20 protein-coding genes are annotated in these 26,254 nt (G+C 38.4%); 6 read left to right on the top strand and 14 right to left on the bottom strand.

Annotated elements, in window-relative coordinates; genetic code table 11:
• Positions 1 to 137: 137 nt before the first annotated feature.
• Positions 138 to 1,325: a 2-oxoglutarate dehydrogenase complex dihydrolipoyllysine-residue succinyltransferase gene (gene odhB / locus Q1A31_RS06460; protein WP_299874010.1), complete on the bottom strand. Its 1,188-nt coding sequence runs from the start codon at positions 1,323 to 1,325 to the stop codon at positions 138 to 140.
• Positions 1,326 to 4,184 carry a 2-oxoglutarate dehydrogenase E1 component gene (locus Q1A31_RS06455; protein ID WP_299874007.1) on the bottom strand — a complete coding sequence of 953 codons (2,859 nt, stop codon included), beginning with the start codon at positions 4,182 to 4,184 and terminating at the stop codon, positions 1,326 to 1,328. It lies immediately after the preceding gene.
• Between the two features lie 281 nt (positions 4,185 to 4,465).
• On the opposite strand from Q1A31_RS06455, the gene dapC reads away from it, so the two are divergent.
• Positions 4,466 to 5,662, top strand: coding sequence for a succinyldiaminopimelate transaminase (gene dapC / locus Q1A31_RS06450; protein ID WP_299874005.1), 1,197 nt, complete (start codon positions 4,466 to 4,468; stop codon positions 5,660 to 5,662).
• 338 nt (positions 5,663 to 6,000) lie between these two features.
• Here dapC and Q1A31_RS06445 read toward each other — a convergent pair whose 3' ends face one another.
• Positions 6,001 to 6,900 (bottom strand): tetrahydrodipicolinate N-succinyltransferase N-terminal domain-containing protein, encoded by a 900-nt coding sequence (locus Q1A31_RS06445; RefSeq protein WP_299874002.1) that lies wholly within the window; start codon positions 6,898 to 6,900, stop codon positions 6,001 to 6,003.
• Positions 6,901 to 7,063: 163 nt separating this feature from the next.
• Between Q1A31_RS06445 and Q1A31_RS06440 the strand changes: the two genes are divergently transcribed.
• Positions 7,064 to 7,345, top strand: a complete 282-nt coding sequence (locus Q1A31_RS06440; protein WP_299873999.1) for a pyrimidine/purine nucleoside phosphorylase — start codon at positions 7,064 to 7,066, stop codon at positions 7,343 to 7,345.
• A 182-nt stretch (positions 7,346 to 7,527) separates the two neighbouring features.
• Here Q1A31_RS06440 and Q1A31_RS06435 read toward each other — a convergent pair whose 3' ends face one another.
• From Q1A31_RS06435 to acnB, 9 genes are all read right to left on the bottom strand, one after another.
• The gene (locus Q1A31_RS06435) at positions 7,528 to 8,127 is read right to left on the bottom strand and encodes a histidine phosphatase family protein (protein WP_299873997.1); all 600 of its coding nucleotides are present in this window, start codon (positions 8,125 to 8,127) and stop codon (positions 7,528 to 7,530) included.
• A 107-nt stretch (positions 8,128 to 8,234) separates the two neighbouring features.
• Positions 8,235 to 8,711, bottom strand: coding sequence for a transcription elongation factor GreA (greA, locus tag Q1A31_RS06430; protein WP_299873994.1), 477 nt, complete (start codon positions 8,709 to 8,711; stop codon positions 8,235 to 8,237).
• Between the two features lie 60 nt (positions 8,712 to 8,771).
• Positions 8,772 to 11,981 carry a carbamoyl-phosphate synthase large subunit gene (gene carB / locus Q1A31_RS06425; protein ID WP_299873991.1) on the bottom strand — a complete coding sequence of 1,070 codons (3,210 nt, stop codon included), beginning with the start codon at positions 11,979 to 11,981 and terminating at the stop codon, positions 8,772 to 8,774.
• Entirely contained in the window at positions 11,981 to 13,129 is a 1,149-nt protein-coding gene (gene carA / locus Q1A31_RS06420) for a glutamine-hydrolyzing carbamoyl-phosphate synthase small subunit (RefSeq protein ID WP_299873988.1), read from the bottom strand. The genes carB and carA overlap by 1 nt, the downstream gene beginning before the upstream one ends.
• A gap of 198 nt (positions 13,130 to 13,327) precedes the next feature.
• Complete coding sequence (locus Q1A31_RS06415) at positions 13,328 to 13,798, bottom strand: hypothetical protein (RefSeq protein ID WP_299873985.1); 471 nt, start codon at positions 13,796 to 13,798, stop codon at positions 13,328 to 13,330.
• Positions 13,795 to 14,172: a VOC family protein gene (locus Q1A31_RS06410; RefSeq protein WP_299873982.1), complete on the bottom strand. Its 378-nt coding sequence runs from the start codon at positions 14,170 to 14,172 to the stop codon at positions 13,795 to 13,797. The genes Q1A31_RS06415 and Q1A31_RS06410 overlap by 4 nt, the downstream gene beginning before the upstream one ends.
• Positions 14,173 to 14,206: 34 nt before the next feature.
• Positions 14,207 to 14,971 carry a TSUP family transporter gene (locus tag Q1A31_RS06405; protein ID WP_299873980.1) on the bottom strand — a complete coding sequence of 255 codons (765 nt, stop codon included), beginning with the start codon at positions 14,969 to 14,971 and terminating at the stop codon, positions 14,207 to 14,209.
• A 91-nt stretch (positions 14,972 to 15,062) separates the two neighbouring features.
• Positions 15,063 to 15,437, bottom strand: a complete 375-nt coding sequence (locus Q1A31_RS06400) for a DUF4190 domain-containing protein (protein ID WP_299873978.1) — start codon at positions 15,435 to 15,437, stop codon at positions 15,063 to 15,065.
• Positions 15,438 to 15,699: 262 nt separating this feature from the next.
• A complete protein-coding gene (acnB, locus tag Q1A31_RS06395) occupies positions 15,700 to 18,297 on the bottom strand; it encodes a bifunctional aconitate hydratase 2/2-methylisocitrate dehydratase (protein WP_299873975.1) in 2,598 nt (865 codons plus the stop codon).
• Between the two features lie 94 nt (positions 18,298 to 18,391).
• On the opposite strand from acnB, the gene Q1A31_RS06390 reads away from it, so the two are divergent.
• From Q1A31_RS06390 to Q1A31_RS06375, 4 genes are all read left to right on the top strand, one after another.
• Positions 18,392 to 18,877 (top strand): paraquat-inducible protein A, encoded by a 486-nt coding sequence (locus Q1A31_RS06390; protein ID WP_299873972.1) that lies wholly within the window; start codon positions 18,392 to 18,394, stop codon positions 18,875 to 18,877.
• 225 nt (positions 18,878 to 19,102) lie between these two features.
• The gene (locus Q1A31_RS06385; protein WP_299873970.1) at positions 19,103 to 21,082 is read left to right on the top strand and encodes an OmpA family protein; all 1,980 of its coding nucleotides are present in this window, start codon (positions 19,103 to 19,105) and stop codon (positions 21,080 to 21,082) included.
• Positions 21,083 to 21,143: 61 nt separating this feature from the next.
• Positions 21,144 to 22,574: a helix-hairpin-helix domain-containing protein gene (locus Q1A31_RS06380; protein WP_299873967.1), complete on the top strand. Its 1,431-nt coding sequence runs from the start codon at positions 21,144 to 21,146 to the stop codon at positions 22,572 to 22,574.
• 131 nt (positions 22,575 to 22,705) lie between these two features.
• Positions 22,706 to 23,416 carry a hypothetical protein gene (locus Q1A31_RS06375; RefSeq protein ID WP_299873965.1) on the top strand — a complete coding sequence of 237 codons (711 nt, stop codon included), beginning with the start codon at positions 22,706 to 22,708 and terminating at the stop codon, positions 23,414 to 23,416.
• Between the two features lie 150 nt (positions 23,417 to 23,566).
• On the opposite strand, the gene clpA is transcribed toward Q1A31_RS06375, so the two are convergent.
• Entirely contained in the window at positions 23,567 to 25,861 is a 2,295-nt protein-coding gene (gene clpA / locus Q1A31_RS06370) for an ATP-dependent Clp protease ATP-binding subunit ClpA (protein ID WP_299873962.1), read from the bottom strand.
• Between the two features lie 55 nt (positions 25,862 to 25,916).
• Positions 25,917 to 26,252 carry an ATP-dependent Clp protease adapter ClpS gene (clpS, locus tag Q1A31_RS06365; protein WP_299874082.1) on the bottom strand — a complete coding sequence of 112 codons (336 nt, stop codon included), beginning with the start codon at positions 26,250 to 26,252 and terminating at the stop codon, positions 25,917 to 25,919.
• Positions 26,253 to 26,254: the final 2 nt, after the last annotated feature.

Genomic DNA, 26,254 nt, shown 5'->3' with positions numbered 1-26,254 from the left:
ATATCAGTAAATAAAAAAAGGGAGGTGTAAACACACCCCCCTACTTTTGGTCGTATTTTATATGACTTAATTAATTAGTCGCATAAATACTAGACCGCGTGTCATGACTGACACTCTTGCTATTTAATTCAGAGCTATTATAGCTCTAAGAACAAGATAGCTGGATCTTCTAGTAGTTCCTTGATTTTTACCAGGAAGCTAACAGCAGCCTGACCATCAATTAAGCGGTGATCATAAGAAAGCGCAAGATACATCATTGGGCGAATTTCAACTTGGCCATTGATAGCCATAGGACGTTGCTGAATATTGTGCATTCCAAGAATCGCGCTTTGTGGTGGATTCAATATTGGTGTTGAAAGCATTGAACCAAAAGTACCACCATTAGTGATAGAGAATGTTCCACCTGTTAGTTCGTTTAGCTCTAAATGACCACTACGGGCACGTGTAGCGTAGTCTGCAATCGCTTTTTCTATGTCTGCATTACCCATGCCATCGGTATTACGAATAATTGGAACAACAAGTCCACGCTCAGATGATACTGCCACACCTATATCGTAAAAACCTTGATAGATGATATCGCCATCATCAATTTTTGCATTAACTTCTGGGTAACGTTTTAATGCTTCAGTAGCCGCTTTGATGAAGAAAGACATAAAGCCTAATTTAATATCATGAACTTTAGTAAAGCGATCTTGATACTTCTTACGTAATCTCATAACTTCAGTTAAATCAACTTCGTTGAACGTCGTCAATATTGCTGCAGTTTGTTGAGCATCTAAAAGTCTTTCAGCAATTTTTGCACGTAAACGTGTCATTGGAACACGACGCTCTTCACGGCCTTCCGTGTTAAGCATAGTTTCAATTTTAGGTGCTGTTTTAGCAGGCGCTGCGGCAGCAGCTGGTTTTTGTAGATGATTCTCAACATCACCTTTCAGGATGCGGCCGTTCTTACCACTGCCAGCAACATCAGATCCTGATATATCATTCTCTGCCATTGTCTTTCTAACAGAAGGGCTCGCATTTGCAGCATCACCAGACGCTGGAGCACTTGCTTCAGCGGTAGCTTCTGCTGCAGGTGCTGCGGTAGCAGTCTCATCAATTTTACCCAACAAATCTCCCGCTAAAACGGTATCTCCTTCTTCAACACTTAACTCAAGGATAACGCCTGAAGCTGGAGCAGGAACTTCTAATACAACTTTGTCCGTCTCAAGTTCTAAAATGTTTTGGTCTTCAGTTACTGAATCCCCTACTTTAACAACCCATGCAGCAATGCTAGCGTCACTCACTGACTCTGGTAATTGTGGTACTCTGATTTCTATAGTCATTTATTTTGTCTCTAATTTAAGTGCTTGTTGTACTAATTCGTTTTGTTGTTGAACGTGAACTTTATGCGATCCTACGGCTGGTGCTGCTGCACTAGGTCTACTCACACACGTTACTTCATATTGATCTTCAAATTTTCTGAATCTATGTTTCGCGCTATCCCATGCTCCCTGATTGCGTGGCTCTTCCTGACACCAAACCAGTTCTTTCAAATTAGGATAAGATTCCAGAATCTTCTTCATTAACTTTTCTGGATGCGGATAAAGTTGCTCTAAGCGAATCAAAGGAATGTTCTTAACATTCTCTTCCTCAGATTTAGCCAGAAGATCGTAATAGACTTTACCGCTACACATAACTGCGCGCTCTACATCTTGTTTAGATTGAGAGAATCTAGCGTCGTCAATAATAGTTTTGAAATTACCTTCAGCCAACTCTTCCATGGTGCTTACAGCAGCAGGATTACGTAATAAACTCTTGGGAGTCATTACGATTAGCGGACGACGATACGGTCTAAGCATTTGTCGACGTAACATGTGGAATGTTTGAGCCGGTGTACTTGGCACACATACCTGCATATTATCTTCAGCACAAAGCTGCATGAAACGTTCTAAGCGAGCAGATGAATGTTCTGCTCCCATACCTTCATAGCCATGTGGTAAAAACATAACCAGACCGCATAAGCGACCCCATTTTTGCTCACCTGAACTAATGAACTGGTCAATAACAACCTGCGCACCATTCACGAAGTCACCAAATTGTGCTTCCCAGATATTTAAGGTGTTAGGAGAAGTAGTAGCGAAACCATATTCAAAAGCAAGAACAGCTTCTTCAGAGAGAACAGAGTCAATAACAGTGAATCGACCTTGATTATCAGCAACATGTTTTAAAGGAACCCAAGCCTGTCTTTTTTCCTGGTTATGAAGTACTGCATGACGATGAGAGAACGTACCACGACCACTATCCTGACCACTTATTCGAATATCGTAACCTTCACTAACCAGTGTGGCATAAGCTAAAGTTTCACCCATTCCCCAATCGACAGGACGTTTACCTTCAGCCATTTCATTACGCTGATCTAAAATCTTTCTTATCTGGCGATGAATAACCATATGATCTGGCACATCATGAAAACGTTTAACCATGGATTGCATGGTTTTAAGATCAAAACGCGTATCCGCTTTATCCGTCCATTCTCTACCAATATAGGTTTGCCAGTTGACGATTAAGTGTGGAGGCACACTGCTATAACTTAACGTTTCAACCGCTGGTTTGCCTGCAGCAAGTTTATCTTTGTATTCATTGATCTTTTCTGCAGCTTGGTTTTCAGACAATAAACCTTCATTAACTAATTTTGCGGCATAAAGTTCTTGAGTCGTTTTTTTGCTACGGATGGCAGAATACATAACTGGCTGAGTCATTGCTGGCTCATCCGCCTCATTATGGCCGTGACGGCGATAACACACTAAATCTATAACAACGTCTTTGTTGAATTGTAAACGGTAGTCAAGAGCAACCTGAGCCGCATAAGCTACTGCTTCAGGATCATCTCCATTCACATGAAGAATCGGTGCATTCACCATCTTTGCAACATCCGTTGCATAGTAAGTACTTCTACTGTCGAATTGTTGACTGGTAGTAAAACCAATTTGATTGTTCACTACGATATGAATCGTGCCGTCAATCGTATAGCCGCGGGTTTGAGACATATTGAAAGACTCCATAACCACGCCCTGCCCCGCAAATGCCGCATCACCATGTATACATACAGCGATTACTTTACCGTTATGATCATCTTCTCTTTCTGATCTGCGTTCTTGTCTGGCTCTAACAGAACCACAAGCTACCGGAGAAACAATCTCTAAGTGAGATGGGTTAAATGCCAGTGTCAAATGCATTGGATCATGACTGGTTTCAATGTCGCATGAGAAACCTTGATGATATTTAACGTCACCAGCTGAAAGCGCTTCTACTTTTTTGCCTTCAAATTCACTGAATAGTTCTTCAGGTGATTTACCCATAACATTGATGAGTACATTCAAGCGACCACGATGAGCCATCGCTAAAACGATTTCACGCGTATTTTGTTTAGCGGAGTGATGAATGATCTCATTCAGCATGGGAATTAAAGACTCTCCACCTTCCAGTGAGAATCTTTTTTGACCAACGTACTTTTTATGTAAATAACGCTCAAGTGTCTCAGAGGCAACCAAGTCATCAAGTAATTCACATTTCTTGTCGTTATTAAAATCAGGACGAGCTTCACAAGGTTCAATTCTGCTTTGAATCCAGCGCTTCTCTTCTGTATCGAGAATATGCATATACTCGATACCAATACTTTCGGTATAGGTATGTCTTAAAGCACGGAATATATTATCGAGTGTTGGTTTTTCTTTCATCTGGAAAGTTCCAGGATCAAAAACCGTATTTTTATCAACTTTATCCAAACCGAAGTTTTGTAAAGTTAACTCAGGGAGATTAGCAAGAACTTCATCTCCTCTCAGTGGATTTGTGTAAGCCACTAAATGACCTAAAGCTCGGTAATTGTTAATCAGTTGGAGTACATGAACTTGCTGACGTTCTGTTTCGATTTCACCATAGTTTGCTGATGTAGCTGAACTCGCATGTAATGTATGGAGTTTTTTTCTACTAAATTGCTCACGCATCTCTGAGTGACTTGCACCATTAGTAAAATCAGCGGGAACAGGTAAATCAGAAAAATATCTTCTCCATCCTTCACTTACAGTATTAGGATCTTGTAAATAACTTTCAAAAAGCATTTCAAGATAAACTGCATTATCACCGTCGAATAATGTTTCTTGTTGTATGTTTTTATTATTATTGTTGTCTACGTTTTCTGTCATTGAATAAATTCCTAGTTGAGGTCATATGCCTATACGGTTTTTAGTTTGCTTGAGCAAAAGAGTCAAGCTAGAGCCGCAAAGTTCATCACTTAAATTTAAATACAGATGATTAATTCTTATGTTTCTAATAATAGTATTAATATTGTTAATGGTCACCCCCCTACTTATAGACCATTTTTTGCCAATTATTTGATTAAAAAACACTAATTTTGACTATCGCGTGAATATCATTTCAATTAACAATATACTAACCGACCTGATAAATAGCTTAATATTTTCTGATGAATCCTAATCTAAATAAATTACACCCTTATCCTTTTCAAAAAATTGCAGAGCTCTACGAGGGCGTAGAACCAGCAGATAAAAATCTGCTTTCATTTGCCATTGGTGAGCCTAAACATAAAACACCAGATATCATTTTAGACGCGGTTCAAGATAATCTGGCTGGCTTCTCAAATTACCCGCTCACGGCTGGATCTACAGAGTTAAGAGAGTCGATTAAGAACTGGCTGATTCAACGTTTTCATCTTGACGATAGTCATTTAAAAGAAGATAAAAATATCATTCCGGTTAATGGCACCCGTGAAGCTTTATTTGCTTTTGCACAGGCAGTTGTAGATACAACAAAGTCCAACGCTTCTGTTCTAATGCCGAATCCGTTCTATCAAATCTACGAAGGTGCGGCTTTTCTAGCTGGTGCAAAACCGGTGTTTCTTTCATGTACCAAAGAAACAAATTTCTCTCCTGATTTTTCAGCGGTTACAGCTGCACAGTGGGATGACTGTCAGTTACTGTATTTATGCAGCCCAGGGAATCCAACGGGCTCAGTCATTGATGCTGAACAAATTGAGCAGTTGATCGCATTAGCAGAAAAGCATGACTTTATTATTGCCAGCGATGAATGTTATTCCGAAATTTATTTTGACGAATCAAAGCCACCAGTAGGATTGTTAGAAGTGGCGGCTAAAACAGGCAATCACGACTTTAAACGCTGCGTTGTTTTTCATAGTCTTTCTAAACGTTCTAATGCCCCCGGATTACGTTCTGGTTTTGTCGCAGGCGATGCTGAGATATTAAAGAAGTTTTTGTTATTTCGTACCTATCATGGTTGCGCGATGTCTCAACCTATTCAAATGGCCAGCATTGCGGCCTGGAATGATGAGCAGCACGTGAAAGAAAACAGGGATCAATATCGTGCAAAATTTGATGCAGTACTGGGGATTCTTCAACAAGTGATGGAAGTAGATAAACCAGAAGCTGGATTTTATCTGTGGCCAGACGTGAAGATGAATGATGAAATCTTTACACGCGATGTATACGCACAGCAAAACCTGAAAGTGGTCCCCGGAAGTTATTTGGCGAGAAATGTTGACGGCATCAACCCGGGTGAAAACAGAATCCGTATGGCCTTGGTTGCTACTATTGAAGAGTGTATTGAAGGCGCTGAACGTTTACGAGATTTTATCAAGGCTAAATAATCGGACTTAATAGCGATGATAACAATGCTAAAACCAATAAAAAAGCGCTCAAATATGAGCGCTTTTTTATTACTAGAGAAATGACCTTTTAGTTCTATTAAAAGGTCACCCCCCTACTTATATGAGGTTTTTCAAACCTCACTCTTCGAGTAGTCGTCGTTATACTTCGACATGGTCTCCGCTACGCTTCGGCTGAATGATATTTATGCGGCTACGCCTTTCCTTCGGGTCAGCATTAAACAACAATGCTTTTGTCTCGATAAATCTCGGTTCGTTTTAGTTTTTTAAAAACGTAAATAAAATTTATGCAGAGCCGACCTGTTTTTTAGTGGAGTAAATTAGTCATTACTATGTAGACTACTATTTAAACCGCCCCACACAGATGAATCACTAACAATAGCTTCTACTGCACCGGTCTGACTATTTCTTCTAAACAATAGACCAGACTGACCCGATAAATCGCGCGCAGAAACAATCTCTCCATCAGGAGTTTTTACTTTTGTACCTGCTGTTAAATATAGTCCAGACTCTACAATGCAGTCATCGCCCAAAGAAATACCTAAGCCGGCGTTTGCACCCAATAGGTTTCTTTTGCCCATCGATACTACCTGCTTACCGCCACCAGATAGCGTTCCCATAATAGAAGCGCCACCGCCAATATCAGAATTTTCACCCACAATAACGCCAGCACTAATGCGACCTTCAACCATGGAATCACCCAATGTGCCTGAATTGAAGTTAACAAAGCCTTCATGCATAACAGTTGTGCCTGATGCTAAATGTGCACCCAGACGTACTCGGTCAGCATTACCGATACGAACACCTTCGGGTATTACGTAATCCGTCATGCGCGGGAACTTATCTATTGAAGTTACATTTAGTTGATGATTTTCTTCTGCGATCAAGCCACGTAGATTTTCAACTTCACTTGGTAAAACCGGTCCTGCTGAAGTCCATGCAACATTCGCGAGTAAACCGAAAACGCCATCAAGATTCAGGCTGTTTGGTTTAACTTCACATTCAGATAATAAATGTAAACGTAGGTAAGCTTCTTCGACTGATTTAGGTGCATCGTCTAATGATTCAATCTCAACTTCTACAAAATCACTTTTTAACATGCCAACTTTTAATGCTAAACAGCTTCTTGCGATTTCTTTATTAGAACGCGGAAACCAGGTATCTAAAGTCTTGCCACTCGCTGCATCAGTAAATCGATGGCCTATTCGTTTAATTGTCATATATGTCTCACTAAGCTTAAGAATATTATTTAAATTTAATTGCAGCAAAGTATACAGATTCTTACCTTCAACGTGGATAGTTTTGCATAAATTCTCTGGTTTAAATCACTACTCTGATAAACTTTGACGTTTTTTTTAATAGATAAATAAAAGAGACGCATTAATGTTAAACGTAAATGAATATTTCGATGGAAAAGTTAAGTCAATTGCTTATAAAACGGAATCGCTTCCAGCTTCTGTAGGTGTTATGTCAGTCGGAGAATATGTTTTCAATACCGCTGATAAAGAAACCATGACTGTCATCACAGGTGCTTTAGAAATTACTTTTAAAGACGCTACTGAGTCAAAAACATTTGGAGCGGGAGAATCTTTTGATGTAGAAGCAAACAGTTCTTTTGATGTCGTGGTAAAGCAAGAAACTGCTTATCTTTGTACCTACGGTTAAACAATGGCTAAAATCTAGCAAAACTAGTTAGGTAGTGCTAGATGACCGATAGACTCGGTCTAAACCTTTAGACTTATAGATATTGAATGAAGGCACTTTAAAAAAGTGCCTATAAGTAGGGGGGTGTGTTTATTCTTAAAACTCTATAGAAATAGATCTGTATAAAGGAAAATTATCTAGAACTATCCGTGCTGGATCAAGCACCCTCTTTCACCTACTTCATCATGATAAATATGAAGACGAGAAAAGCACGCATAATCTACATTCAGTCTGAAAATATTTTCATCCTGCATGCCTAAAATATACATGATGATTAATCGAATGGGACCTGTATCGCTTACGAATAGAATGCGTTTTCCCTGGTTATTGTCAACAACATGTTTGAAGTAAGCTAAGACACGCGCTTGAAATACGTGGAAGTCTTCACCTTCAGGAGGAACAATTTTAGTAGGTGATTGCCACCATGAATTGAGGAGTTCGCCTTCCTCGTGCATGATTTGTTCTGGGCTTAATCCTTCCCATAGACCAAAATCCATCTCATTCATGCTTTCATCGACTTCTATATCGATATCATCTTCTTTAGCGATGAGTTCTGAAAATTCCTGACAGCGCTCTAGAGAGGCAGAGACAATTAAATCCCATTCTCCTTTGTTCTCTAAAGACTTGACCATTTGTTGCCAGCCATTATCAGTAAGCACATCGTCAGTACTGCCGCAAAAAACTGCATCATTTTCAACTTCACCGTGGCGAAGTAAATCTATTATTGTTGTTGTGGATGTCATTTATTATTAGAGCCTGTTAAATAGTTAGAGATACGTATGCATCTCTAACCATTTATTATGTAGAAGCGAGAATGCTATTAGATTATTTAAAAGACTGACTAAATTGTTTAAATATATTTAATATCAACAATTTCGTATTCACGAATTCCTTTTGGTGCTTTAACCGTTGCAACATCACCTTCTTCTTTACCAATTAATGCTCTGGCAATGGGTGATGAAACTGCAATAAGATTTCGTTTAATGTCTGCTTCAACGTCTCCTACTATTTGGTACGTTACAGTCTCTTCAGTATCAAGATCTTCTAGCTCTACCGTTGCACCGAAAACGACACGGCCTTCAACGCCTAAAGTAGTGATATCTATAATTTGAGCAGTTGAGAGTACAGATTCTAGCTCTTGTATACGACCTTCTGCAAAACTCTGCTGCTCTCTGGCAGCATGATATTCGGCATTTTCTTTTAAATCACCGTGTTCTCTTGCTGTAGCAATAGCTTCAACAATTTGAGGACGGGTTACTGTTTTAAGAACATTAAGTTCTTCTTTTAAGCGATCAGCACCAACGCTTGTGACTGGAGGTCTATCCATGTGGAAATTCCTTTATACCTTATTTCTTGGTTTTATTAAGTTTATGTATTCTATGAAGTTCTAGTGCAAGTCTTGTAATTTATAGACTTGTTCTTCATCAACATGTGTCATCGCCTGACATAATGCCCAGGCGCCAGTAATGGTTGTAGCATAGGTAACCTTACCTTGTAATGCTTCGCGTCTGATTTCAAATGAATCTTCAATCGCTTTTTTACCTTCCGTGGTATTTACGATTAAATTAACTTGTTCATTTTTAACCAAATCAACAATATTTGGGCGGCCTTCACGAACCTTGTTTATGGTCTTACATTCAAAACCTGCTTCTACCAAAGTTCTAGCAGTACCACGTGTTGCGACTAGTTTAAAGTTAAGCTCATTTAATAATTTAGCCACTTCTAAAACTGCCACGCGGTCATTTTCACGAACACTCAAGAATGCTGTTCCGCCTTTTTCGGGGAACTCTATACTCGCACCGTACTGTGATTTCCAAAATGCTTCAGCAAAGGTTTTGCCAACACCCATCACTTCGCCAGTTGACTTCATTTCAGGACCAAGAATGGGATCAACGCCAGGGAATTTAATGAAAGGGAATACCGCTTCTTTCACAGAGAAATGCTCAGGAATAATCTCTTCTGTCATGCCTTGATCGGCTAATGAAATCCCCGCCATACAGCGTGCTGCTACTTTCGCAAGTGGTCTACCAGTTGCTTTTGATACGTAAGGAACCGTTCTTGATGCACGAGGATTAACTTCAAGCACATAAACATCATCGCCCTTAATCGCGAACTGTACATTCATTAAACCAACAACATTAAGTGCTAATGCCATTTCACGAGACTGCTCGCGTAGCTTATCTTGAATTTCTTCACTTAAAGAGTATGGAGGTAATGAACATGCCGAGTCACCTGAGTGAACACCCGCCTGTTCGATATGTTGCATGATGCCGCCGATTAAAACATCTTTACCGTCACAAATAGCATCAACATCCACTTCAATCGCATCATCCAGGAATCGATCCAATAATACAGGCGAGTCATTCGATACATTAACTGCAGTTTGTAAGTAGTTACGAAGATCTTCTTCGTTATGGACGATTTCCATTCCACGACCACCTAATACATAAGATGGACGAACAACTAATGGATACCCTACTTCTTCAGCTAAACGAACACCCTCTTCTACTTCAGTAGCCGTACGATTTGGCGGCTGTTTTAAACCTAATCTGTTGATCATTTCCTGGAAGCGTTCACGGTCTTCTGCCAAGTCGATTGAATCTGGACTTGTACCAATAATTGGTGTGCCGTTAGCTTCAAGAGCTTCTGCCAATTTCAGTGGAGTTTGACCACCGTATTGAACGATTACACCTTTTGGCTTTTCAAGGTCAACAATTTCGAGAACATCTTCAAGTGTGAGCGGCTCAAAATAGAGTCTATCTGATGTGTCGTAATCAGTAGAAACAGTCTCAGGGTTACAGTTAACCATGATTGTTTCATAACCATCATCTCGCATTGCTAAAGCAGCATGTACACAACAATAGTCAAATTCGATACCTTGACCGATACGATTTGGACCCCCGCCCAAAATCATTATCTTGTCTTTGTTACTTGGTTTTGCTTCACATTCTTCATCGTAACTAGAATACATATAAGCGGTATCTGTCGAGAACTCCGCCGCACATGTATCAACACGCTTGTAAATAGGGCGAATATCCATACTCTGACGAGATTTACGAACTTCGTCTTCTTTTACATTTAACAATTTAGCCAAGCGACGATCAGAGAAACCTTTACGTTTCAGCTCGAACATTTCATCTTTTTCGATGCTGCTAGTCGCTCTTCCTTTTACTGATGTTTCTAATTCGATTAACTCTTCAATCTGATCTAAGAACCAAGGATCAATTGAGGTCAATTCAAATAAGTCTTCTTGTGTCATGCCGTAACGGAAAGCATCGGCAACGTATAGAATACGCTCAGGACCAGCCGAACTTAATTCACGACGTAATTCATCTTTCGCATCTGGAGCAGAAAGGTCAACCTTCTCGTCCAAACCATCGATATCAGTTTCAAGACCACGAAGCGCTTTCTGGAAAGATTCCTGGAAAGTACGGCCAATCGCCATTACTTCACCAACAGATTTCATTTGTGTGGTTAAACGGCTATCCGCTTTCGGGAATTTTTCAAACGTAAAACGTGGAATCTTAGTAACAACATAATCGATACTAGGCTCGAATGATGCTGGCGTTGCTCCACCTGTAATATCGTTTTGCAATTCGTCTAATGTGAAACCAACAGCCAATTTAGCCGCTATTTTAGCAATAGGGAAACCAGTCGCTTTCGATGCTAATGCAGATGAACGTGATACACGTGGATTCATCTCAATGATAACCATACGGCCATCTTTTGGATTGATCGACATTTGTACGTTCGACCCTCCCGTTTCAACACCTATCTTGCGTAAAATCGCAAGCGAGGCATCTCTCATGATTTGGTATTCTTTATCAGTGAGCGTTTGTGCTGGTGCTACTGTAATCGAATCGCCCGTGTGAATTCCCATTGGATCAAGGTTTTCAATCGCACAAATGATAATGCAGTTATCCGCGTGGTCACGAACCACTTCCATCTCGTATTCTTTCCAGCCTAATAGCGACTCTTCAAGCAATACTTCGGTAGTTGGTGAAAAGTCCAAACCGCGTGTTACGATTTCAACAAACTCATCCATATTGTAAGCAATACCACCACCAGAACCACCCATGGTGAATGATGGACGAATGATCGTTGGGAAACCTAAGCCAGACTGAACTTGCTTAGCCTCTTCCATACTGTGCGCAACACCAGAGCGAGCCGAGTTAAGACCGATCTCATCCATTGCGACACGGAATTTCTCACGATCTTCCGCCATATCGATGGCTTCTTTCTTCGCGCCGATCATTTCGATGCCGTACTTTTCTAATACGCCATGTTTGTCTAGATCTAATGCACAGTTAAGAGCGGTCTGACCGCCCATTGTAGGCAATAGAACATCAGGACGTTCTTTCTCGATGATCTTTTCGACGGTTTGCCATCTTATAGGCTCGATGTAAATCGCATCTGCCATTTCAGGGTCAGTCATGATGGTTGCAGGATTAGAGTTAACCAAGATAACTCGGTAACCCTCTTCACGGAGCGCTTTACACGCTTGTGCGCCAGAGTAATCAAACTCACACGCTTGACCAATGACGATTGGGCCAGCACCAATAATTAGGATGCTTTTTATGTCGGTACGCTTAGGCATTATTTAGCCTCCTTCATTAAAGCAATAAAATCATCAAAGATTGGAGCTATATCATGTGGGCCTGGACTTGCTTCTGGGTGTCCCTGGAAACTGTATGCAGGACAGTCTGTACGACGAACACCTTGTAAGCTTTTATCAAACAGAGAACGATGTGTTGCTTCAAGATTCGCAGGTAGTGTTTCTTCATCGACCGCGAAACCATGATTTTGACTGGTGATCATTACTTTCATTGTAGATAAGTCTTGTACAGGATGATTTGCACCGTGATGACCAAACTTCATTTTAACGGTTTTTGCGCCACTCGCTAAACCAAGTAGCTGATGACCTAAACAAATACCAAAAGTAGGCACTTTCTTATTTAAGATAGTTGTGATCGCTTCGATAGCATAATCACATGGCTCAGGATCACCCGGACCGTTTGATAAAAACACGCCATCAGGATTCATCGCCAACACATCAGCAGCTGGCGTTTGTGCAGGCACAACGGTTACGTCACAACCGCGATCAACCAACATGCGTAGAATATTTTTCTTAACACCAAAGTCATAAGCAACGACTTTGTAGTCAGCGTCTGCTTTAGCGAGAACTTTAGTCTTGTTAATTTCAGGATCAAGATCCCAAGTACCTTCGTTCCAGTCATAAGCTGTTTTAGTCGATACAACTTTAGCTAGATCAGCCCCTTTAAGACCAGCAAATGATTCTATGTGTTTTGCAGCTTCAGCAGCGCTGTTATCATCAAGATCACCAGCGATTATACAGCCACGTTGTGCGCCTTTCTCGCGAAGAATGCGTGTAAGTCTACGAGTGTCTATATCTGCTATAGCGACGACTTCTTTGCGCTTTAAATAGTCTGGTAAAGATTCTTCTGAACGCCAATTGCTGACTAATCTCGGTACGTCTTTTACGATTAAACCTGTAGCAAAAATGGTATCAGCTTCTTCATCTTCTTTGTTGATTCCAGTGTTACCAATATGAGGATAAGTCAAAGTAACCATTTGACTTGCATAAGATGGGTCAGTCAATATTTCTTGATATCCCGTCATTGCAGTATTGAAAACTACCTCTCCGACATTGCTACCATCGTAACCTATAGACTTGCCATGAAACTTACTTCCATCTTCAAGAATTAGGATTGCCTTCTTATTCAAGCTGCCTCCACTTTGCCTTGTATTAAAGAAAGGGGTTTCAAAAATACAATGCTATAAATTGCTTACACACAAAACGGGATGGTGCTCCCTGAAGAACAACATCCCGGTAAAAATACTATAATATAATGTTGGGTATTCTACTCGAAAAGAATTACAAGTGTCTACGTGGCAGATCGAATCAATAGTGCAATTTAGGCATTATTTTGAAAATAAATTTCCTAGCCAGCGTTTCGGTTTATTGGTTTGTTCTTTTGCTAGCGTCAGATCTTGTGGCTTAACCTTGCTGATTATCCATTTTGGTAAGGGTGGCGTCTTTGCAATACTGCATGACGAGCCTAAACTTTTCGGATCAAACACTTTGATAAATTCAGGTGACTCTAAATCATCTGCATAAACAATCCCACAATAGTCTTCATTGTGTTCTTTTCTTAAGTAGTGATCGATTTTGTCAATTTCTAAAGCTATATCTTGTTGTTTAATGGTCGAACTTGGTGGAGTTAAATTAACTTCATAAATAAACCAACTATCTGCTTTATCTGATTTAACCACATCCCATATATGATCTAATTGCTTCCACTGTAATACGCCGTAGAACTTACCTTTGAAGCGTTCTTTGAAAGTTGATTCTATGGGAAGAATCTGCTGTTCTGATGTTGTATTTTGTTTCACTGCATGAGTTCCAGAGTATTTCCATCAGGATCTCTTACAAAAAGTGCTTTTCGCCCTGACTTGCTAATTGTATACGAAATATTATTGTCATTCAGACGCAACGCTATACTGGAAAGGTCCCTCACTTTAAAAGCAGCATGTCTATCTCGTCCACCATGCTCAGGTCTTTCTTTAGGATCAACGTTATTCACTAATAATAAATGAATTTGTTGCGTGTCATTGATAGTTAGCCAATAGCCACCAAAAGATAATTCTGGACGGCTTTCATCGATTTCTAAACCTAAAACGCTCGCGTAAAATTCAAGAGAATTCTCAAGGTTGGAAATGATGAAGCTAATGTGGTGTATCGATATAAAATTATCTTTTTCAGTCATGAGTTTTTTATAGTTACAACCTTAGTTAATGTCCTTAAAAAATGTGTTTGATCAATCCAGTACTTGAAATAACGATGAGTGCAATACCCAAAACACGGTGGAAAGTATTGCTATCAGAATTAATAAAATAGTCATGAGCACGCAATCCTATCAAGTGCCCTATTGCCACAAAAGGTATCAGAATTAGACTAAATTGCCATTGTAGTTCTACATCATAAACAATGAAGGCCGTCATTTTAAAGGTAACTAGAATAATCCACAGCACAGACAGTGTTTCTCGTAACTGAATTTTATTCACATAACGCGCCAGTACAGCAACAATCAGTGGCGCGCCGGTTAATGACGTGCCACTAATATAACCACCCAAAGACAGTAATGCTACATCTACAGTTTTTGACTGACTGCGTATGGTGTAATTGAATAACCAGGTTGTCCCATAAAAAAGCGTAATGCTGAACACAATTATAATCAGCCAGTAATTCGGCAAACTTAAAAGACCAATGAGCCCCAGTATTTTAGGAACTATAATTATCGACATGGACTTTCCTACAACTGGCCAATTTACATCTTTGATTCTTGTCGCCACCGTAAAAGTGGTGAATATCAATAAATGTGTACCAATGATAGGGAGGAAAACTAACGGTTTATCATCGACTAAAAGCAATAAAGGTAAACCTAGTGCAGCTCCACCAAAACCTATTCCTGTTCTTACAAAACCAGTCCAGATAAAGATGGCAGCAATAGCCATCAACTGAAAAGCCGTTAAATCATTATTCAAGAAGCTGTTTAGTGTATCCATTTAAAACGATAGTGTAATAACTAATGTAATAGTTATAAAACACACCCCCCTACTTTTAGGCACTTTTTTATCATAGCCTTAAAGAAATGCTTCAATGTTGCATACCTTGTTGAAGTCCTTCGCTATAACCTTCTGTTATTGACTCTTTAAAGCCTGGCACAGCAATAGACATATAAATCAATGTGAAAATGATGAGCAAAGCTAAAATTAGGAATATATAACTTAAAACCAGACCAGTAATTGCCATACCCTTTCCATCATTATCATTAGGTGCTTTTTTTATTTTTGATAAAGCCATATGACCTGTGATAACTCCTGGTAATGCGGTAAATAATGATAGAAAGATCGATAAAATACCTAGAATCAAAGTAGTGATAGCTAATGTATTATTTTTTACAGGAGCATAATTAACGGCTTGTTTTTCTGTTGTATTCGATGCGACACCGTATGGGTTGCTTTTATTCATAGTGAAGATTTTTTATCGTTAGTAGTTAAATTTAGTTAAGCCTTGCTAATTAAATTCAATCTCATTTAAATTGATCTAAGTTAAATTAATAATATACTAGCAGCAATGAACTGTTCTGCTCATAAAAAAAGGCGCTCCATTTCTGGAACACCTTTTATTTTGTATCTCTTTTCACCTCATTTATAGAAGTATTAAATGAAGTAAAAAGAGTATTTAAACATAGCGACCAAAAGTCACTATGTTTAGTTTGCTAGCTTTTAACTTAAGCAGCCACTACTGGAATATCCAGTAACTTACCTTCACCAATTTTCGCAGAAGCTTGATATGACTCAATCTCGTTGAAGTTTAGGTAACGGTAAATGTCAGCTGACATGGTGTCTAACTCTTTAGCGTATTCCATATACTCTTCAGTAGTAGGAATTCTGCCAATTAAAGCAGCTACAGATGCTAGTTCCGCTGAGCTAAGGTATACATTTGCACCATCACCCAAGCGATTAGGGAAGTTACGCGTTGATGTAGAAACAACCGTCGAACCAGGAGCTACACGAGCCTGGTTACCCATACACAATGAACAACCCGGCATTTCTGTACGTGCACCTGCATTACCGAAGATGCTGTAGTAGCCCTCTTCCATTAACTGATGCTCATCCATTTTAGTCGGTGGAACAATCCACATACGTGTAGGAACGGTTTTTCCTGCTTTTTGAAGTAATTTACCCGCTGCACGGAAGTGACCGATATTTGTCATACAAGAACCCAAGAAGACTTCATCAACTTTAGCACCTGCAACTTCTGATAAGGTTTTCACATCATCAGGGTCATTCGGACAAGCTAAGATAGGCTCTTTAATTTCAGACATATTGATTTCGAATACTTTTGCGTATTCTGCATCTTCGTCAGCTTCCATTAATTCTGGATTTGCTAACCATTCTTCCATCGCAGTAATACGACGACCGATTGTACGAATATCTCCGTAACCTTCAGAAATCATCCACTTCAACATTGTAATGTTTGAGGTTAGGTATTCTGCGATAGACTCTTTGCCTAACTTAATAGAACAACCACCAGCTGAACGCTCTGCAGATGCATCTGATAATTCAAAAGCTTGCTCTACTTTTAGATCTGGCAAACCTTCGATTTCAAGAATACGACCACTGAAGATATTCTTTTTGCCTTCTTTCTCAACCGTTAAATCACCTGACTTAATCGCCGCCAGTGGAATTGCGTTAACCATGTCACGTAAAGTGATGCCCGGTTGCATTTCACCTGTAAAACGAACCAGTACTGATTCAGGCATATCTAATGGCATAACACCTGTCGCAGCAGCAAATGCTACGAGACCAGATCCTGCAGGGAAAGAAATACCTAATGGAAAACGTGTATGAGAGTCACCGCCTGTACCAACAGTATCAGGAAGAAGCATACGATTTAACCAAGAGTGAATTATACCGTCGCCTGCGCGAAGTGATACACCACCACGATTCATAATGAAATCAGGCAGGTTGTGTTGTGTATCGATATCAACTGGCTTTGGATATGCCGCTGTGTGACAGAATGACTGCATGGTTAAATCTGCAGAGAAACCTAGACACGCTAAGTCCTTCAGTTCATCACGAGTCATTGGACCCGTAGTATCTTGAGAACCTACCGTTGTCATTTTTGGCTCACAGTATTGTTCTGGGCGAACGCCTGGTAAACCACATGCTTTTCCAACCATTTTCTGCGCTAAAGTATAACCTTTAGTTGATGAAGCTGGCTCGTCTGGCTTAGCAAATACATCAGAAGGCTCTAAGCCTAATGCTTCTCTAGCTCTTGCTGTTAAACCACGACCGATAATTAGAGGTATACGTCCATTTGCACGCACTTCATCCGGTAATACAGGTGTGTTTAATTCAAATTCAGCAATAACTTCATCTGTTCCTGAACGTTTTACAACGCCTTCGTATGGATAAACATCAATAACATCACCCATTTCCATTTTTGAAACATCCATTTCAATCGGTAATGCGCCAGAATCTTCCATCGTGTTAAAGAATATCGGTGCGATTTTATTACCGAAACAGTAACCACCTTCACGTTTATTTGGAATAAACGGAATATCATCACCCATAGTCCAAAGCACTGAGTTAGTCGCTGATTTACGTGATGAACCTGTACCTACAACATCTCCAACGTATGCAACTGGATGACCTTTCTCTTTCAACTCTTCAATCGTTTCTAATGGCTTGTCCACAAAGTTAGGACGAGGCATTTTCAACATTGCTAAAGCATGTAATGGAATGTCAGGGCGTGACCAGGCATCAGGTGCTGGTGAAAGGTCGTCAGTATTAGTTTCGCCCGGTACTTTAAATACCGTAACAGTAACTTTCTCTGCTAGTTTAGGTTTTGATGTAAACCATTCAGCATCAGCCCAGGATTGCATGATTTGTTTAGCATAATCGTTACCTGCATCAGCCAAATCTTTAACATCATAAAATGCATCAAACATTAATAATGTTTTTGATAATGCTTCAACAGCCAATGGCGCTAATTTGTCATTACTTAAGCAATCAACAAGAGGCTTTATATTGTAACCACCTAACATTGTTCCTAATAACTGTGTTGCTTTTAAATCATCTATTAATGGAGAAGAAGCTTCTCCCGTTGTTAAGGCAGCTAAAAAGCCAGCTTTAACGTATGCCGCCTGGTCTACACCAGCAGGAACACGATTAGTAATAAGATCTAATAATTCTTCTTCTGTGCCGCTTTCAGGGTTTTTTAGTAGTTCTACTAATTCAGCGGTTTGTTCTGCACTTAGAGGCAAAGGTGGAATTCCCTGCTCAGCGCGTTCTGCGATATGTTGGTGGTAAGCTTTTAACACAATAATTTCCTCAAAACTTGAAAAACAGTAGATAATCATCATCTATACAGGCATATGAGGCAAGTATAAGTTTTAAATCATGGGTATTAAATGAATGAAATCTATCATAAGAAATTTTCCTAGGCAGGGAATAATAATAAATTTATTACTCATGGCTTCTTTGGCTTGTCTTGTTATAGGTGTCTCAGCACCCCTACTAACACTTGAAAAAATGTATTTTTTTGAAAATACTGTTTCATTACTTTCGACGATTAAAGGCCTTTATTTACAAAAAGAATGGTTTTTATTTTATGTCATCGCTATTTTTAGTTTATGTATACCCGCCATTAAAATCGCAAGCTTGGTATTAATTACTAATATGCATTTTGAACAAGGATCTTTTCTAGACAAAACCCTTCAAATTATAGAAACTTTTGGAAAATGGTCAATGCTTGATGTGTTCGTGGTAGCGCTTTTACTAGTTTCTGTAAAACTAGGAGTATTAGCTAAAGTGGATGTACATTATGGCTTATATGTTTTCGCGACATCGGTCTTGTTAACAATGGGAATTAGTTTCTGGATTCATAAACTATCCAGATAATTAGTTAACTAAAAAGGGTGAGTAATAAATTACTCATGCCACTTATCAATTAATATTCAGTTTTAATCAGAATAACATTCACTAAAATCTAACTGCAAAGATATAAAGAGTCTGTGCAGTTATATATGCAATCTGTGCATCACCAGTTTTCAACTACCTGTTAAATCTTCTGCAGAAAGATATGGGGAAATTTATACTGGATTTGTAGTTAAAGGATTAGTCTTTATGAAGAAAAGTACCAATAAATTTTATATTTTGCTAACGGTGATAGCGGCTTCACTGTGGTTTGTTGGAAGCTGGTGGCATTACACCTGTAATATAAAAAATACTTGTGGTTCTAATTCGGAAGAAACGTTTGCTGCTAATCCTAAGACTGAAACCAAACCTGATAAAAAGGTAAATATCACATCTAACCAGGTAATAGATACTGATTCTGATGGTCTTAGTGATGAAGAAGAAAAGATACTAGGTACTGATCCCCTACTTTTAGATACCGATGAAGATAGCATACCTGACAACGAAGAAGTTGGCGCATCCGTTGAATCGCCTCTGGATACTGATTCAGATGGAATAATAGATGCATTAGATAAGGATGATGATAATGATGGTATTCAGACATCCATTGAAGAAAAAATAGGCACTAGCTCATTACGTCAGGATACTGATGATGACGGAATAAATGATTTTAAAGAGATAGGTAAAAACACCAAAGAACCTATAGATACAGATCTTGATGGGATCATTAATGCCTTAGATGCAGATGATGATGATGATTCAATAAGCACTAGTAATGAAATATTGCTGGGAACTAATTCTCTGCTATTAGACACTGATGGTGATGGCATATCTGACGCTAAGGAAATTGGCGAAAATCTAGATCAGCCTATTGATACTGATAAAGATGGAATCATTGATGCCATTGATACTGAAGAAGAAACAGATCAAGACAATGATGGTTTAAGTGATTCTCTTGAAGCAAAACTGAATACCAACCCTAAAAAAGCTGATTCTGATGATGATGGAATTAGTGATTCTGAAGAAATTGGTGGAAATATCGATGCCCCACTGGATTCTGATCTCGATGGAATAATCGATGCTATCGATGCAATAGACGATACTGATTCGGATAATGACAGTATTAGTGACGCTATAGAAAAGAAGTTAGGCAGTGATCCCGAGAAAGCTGATTCGGACAATGATGGTATCAATGATAATGAAGAAATTGGTAAAAACATCAATGAACCCTTAGATACTGATTCTGACGGTATTCTTAATGTAATCGATAAAGATGATGATAACGATAAACTTATTACACGTTATGAAATTAGAATTGGTACTAACCCATTGTCTGATGATACTGACAGTGATGGTTTAAAAGACAATGATGAAGTAAGAAGCCCTGATAGTAATGACTTGCAAGATACTGATGCTGATAAGTTAATTAATCCGGTAGACCCTGACGATGATAACGATGGTATACCAACATCTACTGAAATCACGCATGGTACAAACCCTTTAAAAATTGATTCGGATGATGACGGTAAACCAGATGCAGAAGAATATGGGAGTAACATTGATGAACCATTAGATTCTGATGGTAATGGCACCATTGATGCCTTACAAGACGATAAAAGTGATTCTGTAAAAGTAGTTGTTTCTGATGATACTACTGATAGTGATACTCAAGATATGACTAAAGGTTTAGCTACAGTTAATGACATCAAAAAAGATGAAGCTAAAGAGAAAGTAGAAACTGATACTACAAATACTAACGCTTCAAAAGAACAAAAAATAGTTGAAGCAGAGGTAGATTCAAAAAGCTTAAATATAGAATATATTGATTCCACCACAAAGGCAGATATCAAGTCTGCTCGTTTGTACTTCCCATTTTACTCAGCAAAGCCCAAATACAGCGAAGATGCAATTAAGTACTTTGATGAGATTGCTGCGTGGATGACTAAAAGCCCAGAAAACACAATTACTTTAACGGGTCACACTGACAATATTGGATCAGAAAAAGCAAATCTCGCCCTAGGCATAAAAAGAGTCATGGTTATACGTGAGTTTTTGTTAAACAAAGGTGCACCGATAGCTCAAATAGACATAATGTCTCGCGGTGAGTCAGATCCCATTAAAGATAATAAAACAGAAAAAGGAAGATTAATGAATAGGCGTGTAGAAATAGTTCCTTTGCAAAAAATATAGAACTAGATATTCATTAAAAAATTATACAACTAGATAGTTAAAGCGTATTAAGGAAGTAATTATGTTTAACAATGATGTAACCAGAAATTTTAATAATCAAGATGCCACCAGTGAAATCTTAATAATGCTACTCGGTGCTTTTTTACTTGGTTGTATATTGTGTTGGTTACTTAAAAAGTTATTCAGTAGCAATGAAGTTCAAGGTATAAATCCTGATCACTCAACTACAGATAACTTTAAACAATCACTTAATTCTCCTAAATTTGTAGAAAAAAAATATGTGCCTCAAACTACAGGCGAAGTTCGAGTTGTAAAAAATAATAACGATCAACCATACACAACTCCTCGTATTGATAACTTAACCAAAATAAGTGGTATAACACCCGAGGTACAGACTATCCTAAAACAGGAAGGTGTAAATTCTTTCACTGATTTAAGAGATATTAAAAGACAAACTTTACAAAGTCTTCAAGATAAATTTATCTCCAAAAACACAAATAGAAAAGAAATAGAAACCTGGCCTCATCAGGCTAGTTTAGCTGCCAAAGGTGATTGGAATAAACTAAACGAATATCAAGCTTTTATTTCCCGTTCACAGAAAGCTTCTCTAAATATCGCAAATCAACCAATATCAATTGCCTCTGACGATTTAAAAGTTATTGAAGGTATAGGTCCCAGAATTGAAGAAATATTACACTCAAAGGGAATTAATTCGTTCCAACAGCTAAGTAATTCGGATACTGAGGTATTAAAAAATTACATTGTAGATGCTGATAGCCGGTTTAGTAATAATGAAACTGAATCCTGGCCCCATCAAGCTGCCATGGCTGAAAAAGGTCAATGGGAAGAATTAAACATTTATCAGGAGTTCATGCATTCTGAAACAACAGTGAATCCAGATATTAGTCCTTCATCAAATGATAACCATGATGAAAACTTTAACGAAAATGAATTAAAAGATTACGATGATCTGAAGAGAATTGAGGGCGTAGGACCAAAGATTGAAGAGCTTTTAAATAAAAATGGTATTTACACCTTCAGTCAACTTCATAATTCTAAACAACAACGCTTGAAAGACATTCTGGAAAGCGCTGGCAATTCATTTAATATGCATAACCCAGACACTTGGCCGCATCAAGCTGGGATGGCACACAACAATGATTGGAAAGCTCTAGCAGATTATCAAAAATCACTTATAAGCGAAAATAAAGATATCTCCCTGGATTCTGAAACCAAAGCTAAAGATGACTTGAAAAAAATTGAAGGCATTGGGCCTAAAATACAAGAATTATTAGGAAAATCTGGAATACATACATTCAAGGACTTATCTAAACAAGAAAGAGATTTCTTAAAGAATTTATTAGATGAAGGTGGCCCTCAATATAGAGTTCATGAGCCAGAGAGTTGGCCGCAACAAGCGAAACTTGCGAGTGAAGGTAGGTGGGAAGATTTGCAGAAATTACAGAATGAATTAATTGGCGGCCGAAAGTAGCAGGATGCCATTCATCTGCTATATATCAGCGTTTACTTGCTTAATCAGAGTAACAATACGGACAAGGTAGTTTTAAAATTATTAAGGGGAAATGTGAAGTATATTCATTCTTTTGAAAGCTGATTCTTAAGATGAAAAAAGAACTCTACTCACATTTTATCTATTTAAGTAGTCTATTTAAAACTACCGAATTAAAGATATCTACAAGTAATAATCTAGAGGTCAATGAAATATCTGCCATAGGTAGCGTTCATCACAAAATCGATTTAACTGACGCATATCTGAATGTTCAAAAAACTCAACTAAATAAGCACAATCATATTTTAATTGCTTCGCTGCTTATAGTGGCTGGAAGTATATCTTTATTTCAATTTACATTTCCCAATAGACTGGAATTCATATTAACTTTATTAAGTTTTTCTCTAATATTGTCCAGCATGGTACTTTTGTTTTTTAAATCAAAATCAAAAAGAATATATTCACTTCACAGACCATCTAACAATCAATACATGTACAAATTTAGTTTAGATGCGGATTCATCTAATAATGATGAAATTAAAGATTTTGTTGATGAGTTAACTAAAAGAATATCAAAAGACGACAATTTAGATAGCGTTATTGATGTATCTACACACCAAAATAATACCGAAGAACAATATAACAACTTGATATACAACCTGGAGTGTTTATATAACTCAGGTGTTGTTGACGATACAACATTCGACAGAATAGATTCTAATATCAATGAAAAGTTATATCCGAATGAAAACAAAGATAATCGACATATTGCTGAAGTAATATATCTGCATAATAATAAATTTGCACATAAATCTTCAGTGTAATTAAAGACGCTACTTAAGTTTTTAAAGCGATCAGTAGCTAAAACTAACAACTAACTATTAAGAACAAACATAAAAAAGCCAAAGTTTATACTTTGGCTTTTTTATTGAACAGAAATTTAAAACTCATCTAATTATAAACTTAAAAAAGCATTAAGCAGGTACTGCCTTAGACTCAAAAGTGAGTTTTAATTCATCAGCCTTTTCTGTAATTCTTACTGTACCGCCATCTTTGCTTAGCTTGCCAAAAAGAATCTCATCGGCCAAGTTCTTCTTTATCTTCTCTTGAATCAATCGTTCCATTGGGCGTGCGCCCATCACTGGATCATGACCTGTTTTTGCTAACCAACGCTTAGCCTTATCATCCACAATAAGAGTCACCTTCTTATCTTGAAGTTGAGCCTCAAGCCTAATTAGGAACTTATCAACAATAGAAATGATGACGCTCTCATCCAGAGATTTGAATTGAATAACACCATCTAAACGATTTCTAAACTCAGGAGTGAAAACCTGTTCAATAGCTTTCATCGTATCCAAGGAATGATCTTGTTTAGTGAAACCCATAGAGCTTCGACTGATATTTTCAGCGCCAGCGTTACTAGTCATGACAAGAATGACATTTCTGAAATCGACTTTACGTCCAGTACTATCAGTAAGGAAACCATTATCCATTACTTGCAATAGTAGATTGAAAACATCTGGGTGTGCTTTTTCAATTTCATCTAGCAGTAAAACCGCATGAGGGTTTTTATTAACCGCATCAGTCAATAAGCCGCCATCATCAAAGCCAACATATCCGGGAGGTGCACCAATTAATCGTGAAACCGTATGTCGTTCCATATACTCAGACATATCGAAACGAAGTAATTCTATGCCCAGATTTTCAGCAAGTTGATTGGTGACTTCAGTTTTACCAACACCAGTAGGTCCAGCAAATACAAATGATCCTATAGGTTTTGAGTCATCACGCAAGCCTGAACGGGACATTTTTACCGCAGTAACTAATTGATCGATAGCCATATCTTGACCAAAGACAACGCGTTTTAAATTGAGGTCTAAGTTTCTAAGTACTTCCATGTCTGTGCTTGAAACCGTTTTCGGCGGTATACGAGCAATTTTAGCAACTATTGCTTCAACATCTTTAACTGTAATTTTCTTTTTACGGGTAGATTTTGGCTGCAGCTGTCTATTTGCACCAGCTTCATCAATCACGTCAATAGCTTTATCAGGAAGGAAACGATCTGTGATATATCTTTCTGCCAATTTTACTGCTGACACTAGTGCAGGTATCGTATAAGTCACACCATGGTGCTCTTCAAATCTAGACTTTAAGCCTTTAAGTATTTTGACAGTCTCATTAACACTTGGCTCTTTGATATCGATTTTCTGGAAACGTCGAGAAAGTGCTCTCTCTTTTTCAAAAATACTATGGTATTCCTGAAAAGTAGTAGATCCGATACACTTAAGCTCACCCGTAGCCAGCATAGGCTTAAGTAAGTTAGACGCATCCATCGTTCCACCAGAAGTAGCGCCAGCTCCTATCATGATGTGTATTTCATCAATAAATAAAATCGCGTGTTCTTCTTTTTTGATTTGATTCAGAACACCTTTTAAGCGCTTCTCAAAATCTCCTCTGTATTTAGTGCCCGCAACTATGGCCCCTAAGTCTAGGGAATAAATAATGGCTTCTTCTAATACTTCAGGGACTTCTTTATCAACGATTCTCTTAGCAAGACCTTCAGCTATGGCTGTTTTTCCCACACCAGATTCGCCCACTAAAAGTGGATTGTTTTTTCTACGTCGGCAAAGAACCTGTACTGTTCTTTCAACTTCTAATTCACGTCCGATCAAAGGATCTATCTTGCCTTCAATAGCTTGTTGATTAAGGTTGGTAGCAAACTTCTCTAAAGGGCTTTCTTGAGCTTCCTCAGAGTCTTGATCGGCTTCTTGATTTAAATCTGAATCTTCTGATGAACTATTCGCTTCATCTAAACTAAAATCAGAAAGCATTGCTTCATCTTTGCGAATATCATGAGAAACATAATTCACTAAATCAAGACGCGACATATCTTGTCTAGCTAGGTAATAAACGGCATGCGACTCTGGTTCACCAAAAATTGCGACTAGAATATTTTCCCCACTTACCTCACCCTTGCCTGTTGCTTGAACATGGTAAACAGCTCTTTGAATTACACGTTGAAAACCTAATGTAGGTTGTGTTTCACGCTTATCTTCCTCTGTAAGTAGGGGGGTGCTCTCTTCAATATAGCTCTCTAATTCTGTTTGTAAAATGGGTATATCTATACCGCACGCCCTTAGCGCCTTACCAGCAGAAGGGTTGGTTGTCATTGACAATAATAGATGTTCCACTGTTACAAATTCATGGTTCTTATCTCTAGCATCCCTGAATAATTTATTAATAGAATATTCAACTTCAGTACTTAACATCTGTATCTCCTTACATTAGCCCTTCTTACAACTTTACATACTTTACTTGTTACCACTAAGCTTGCTCCATGGTGCATAACAATGGATGTTCATGCTCTCTTGCAAATTCATTTACCATGACAACTTTGGTTTCAGCTATATCTTTAGAATAAACACCGCAGACACCTTTACCTTTAGTATGAACATTAAGCATGATACGTGTCGCTGCTTCTTCATCCAGATTGAAAATCTGTCGTAAAATTTCTACGACAAACTCCATTGGAGTAAAATCATCATTGACTAGTATAACCATATATCGTTTAGGTTCGGCTACTTCCGGGCGGGATTCTTGCACCACCAAACCTGACTCATGGTCAATATCATCATCTGAATGGTTTACGATTTCATTCATGC

It is taken from the genome of uncultured Cocleimonas sp., from assembly GCF_947495625.1.
Classification (GTDB): Bacteria; Pseudomonadota; Gammaproteobacteria; order Thiotrichales; family Thiotrichaceae; genus Cocleimonas.
This window is presented reverse-complemented; position numbering and strand designations above follow the sequence as displayed.

What these genes read in the sequence shown, in the direction of transcription:
- odhB (WP_299874010.1), bottom strand. Translation starts at nt 1,325, where the DNA reads ATGACTATAGAAATCAGAGTACCACAATTACCAGAGTCAGTGAGTGAC.
- Q1A31_RS06455 (WP_299874007.1), bottom strand. Translation starts at nt 4,184, where the DNA reads ATGACAGAAAACGTAGACAACAATAATAATAAAAACATACAACAAGAA.
- dapC (WP_299874005.1), top strand. Translation starts at nt 4,466, where the DNA reads ATGAATCCTAATCTAAATAAATTACACCCTTATCCTTTTCAAAAAATT.
- Q1A31_RS06445 (WP_299874002.1), bottom strand. Translation starts at nt 6,900, where the DNA reads ATGACAATTAAACGAATAGGCCATCGATTTACTGATGCAGCGAGTGGC.
- Q1A31_RS06440 (WP_299873999.1), top strand. Translation starts at nt 7,064, where the DNA reads ATGTTAAACGTAAATGAATATTTCGATGGAAAAGTTAAGTCAATTGCT.
- Q1A31_RS06435 (WP_299873997.1), bottom strand. Translation starts at nt 8,127, where the DNA reads ATGACATCCACAACAACAATAATAGATTTACTTCGCCACGGTGAAGTT.
- greA (WP_299873994.1), bottom strand. Translation starts at nt 8,711, where the DNA reads ATGGATAGACCTCCAGTCACAAGCGTTGGTGCTGATCGCTTAAAAGAA.
- carB (WP_299873991.1), bottom strand. Translation starts at nt 11,981, where the DNA reads ATGCCTAAGCGTACCGACATAAAAAGCATCCTAATTATTGGTGCTGGC.
- Q1A31_RS06410 (WP_299873982.1), bottom strand. Translation starts at nt 14,172, where the DNA reads ATGACTGAAAAAGATAATTTTATATCGATACACCACATTAGCTTCATC.
- Q1A31_RS06405 (WP_299873980.1), bottom strand. Translation starts at nt 14,971, where the DNA reads ATGGATACACTAAACAGCTTCTTGAATAATGATTTAACGGCTTTTCAG.
- Q1A31_RS06400 (WP_299873978.1), bottom strand. Translation starts at nt 15,437, where the DNA reads ATGAATAAAAGCAACCCATACGGTGTCGCATCGAATACAACAGAAAAA.
- Q1A31_RS06390 (WP_299873972.1), top strand. Translation starts at nt 18,392, where the DNA reads ATGAAATCTATCATAAGAAATTTTCCTAGGCAGGGAATAATAATAAAT.
- Q1A31_RS06385 (WP_299873970.1), top strand. Translation starts at nt 19,103, where the DNA reads ATGAAGAAAAGTACCAATAAATTTTATATTTTGCTAACGGTGATAGCG.
- Q1A31_RS06380 (WP_299873967.1), top strand. Translation starts at nt 21,144, where the DNA reads ATGTTTAACAATGATGTAACCAGAAATTTTAATAATCAAGATGCCACC.
- Q1A31_RS06375 (WP_299873965.1), top strand. Translation starts at nt 22,706, where the DNA reads ATGAAAAAAGAACTCTACTCACATTTTATCTATTTAAGTAGTCTATTT.
- clpA (WP_299873962.1), bottom strand. Translation starts at nt 25,861, where the DNA reads ATGTTAAGTACTGAAGTTGAATATTCTATTAATAAATTATTCAGGGAT.
- clpS (WP_299874082.1), bottom strand. Translation starts at nt 26,252, where the DNA reads ATGAATGAAATCGTAAACCATTCAGATGATGATATTGACCATGAGTCA.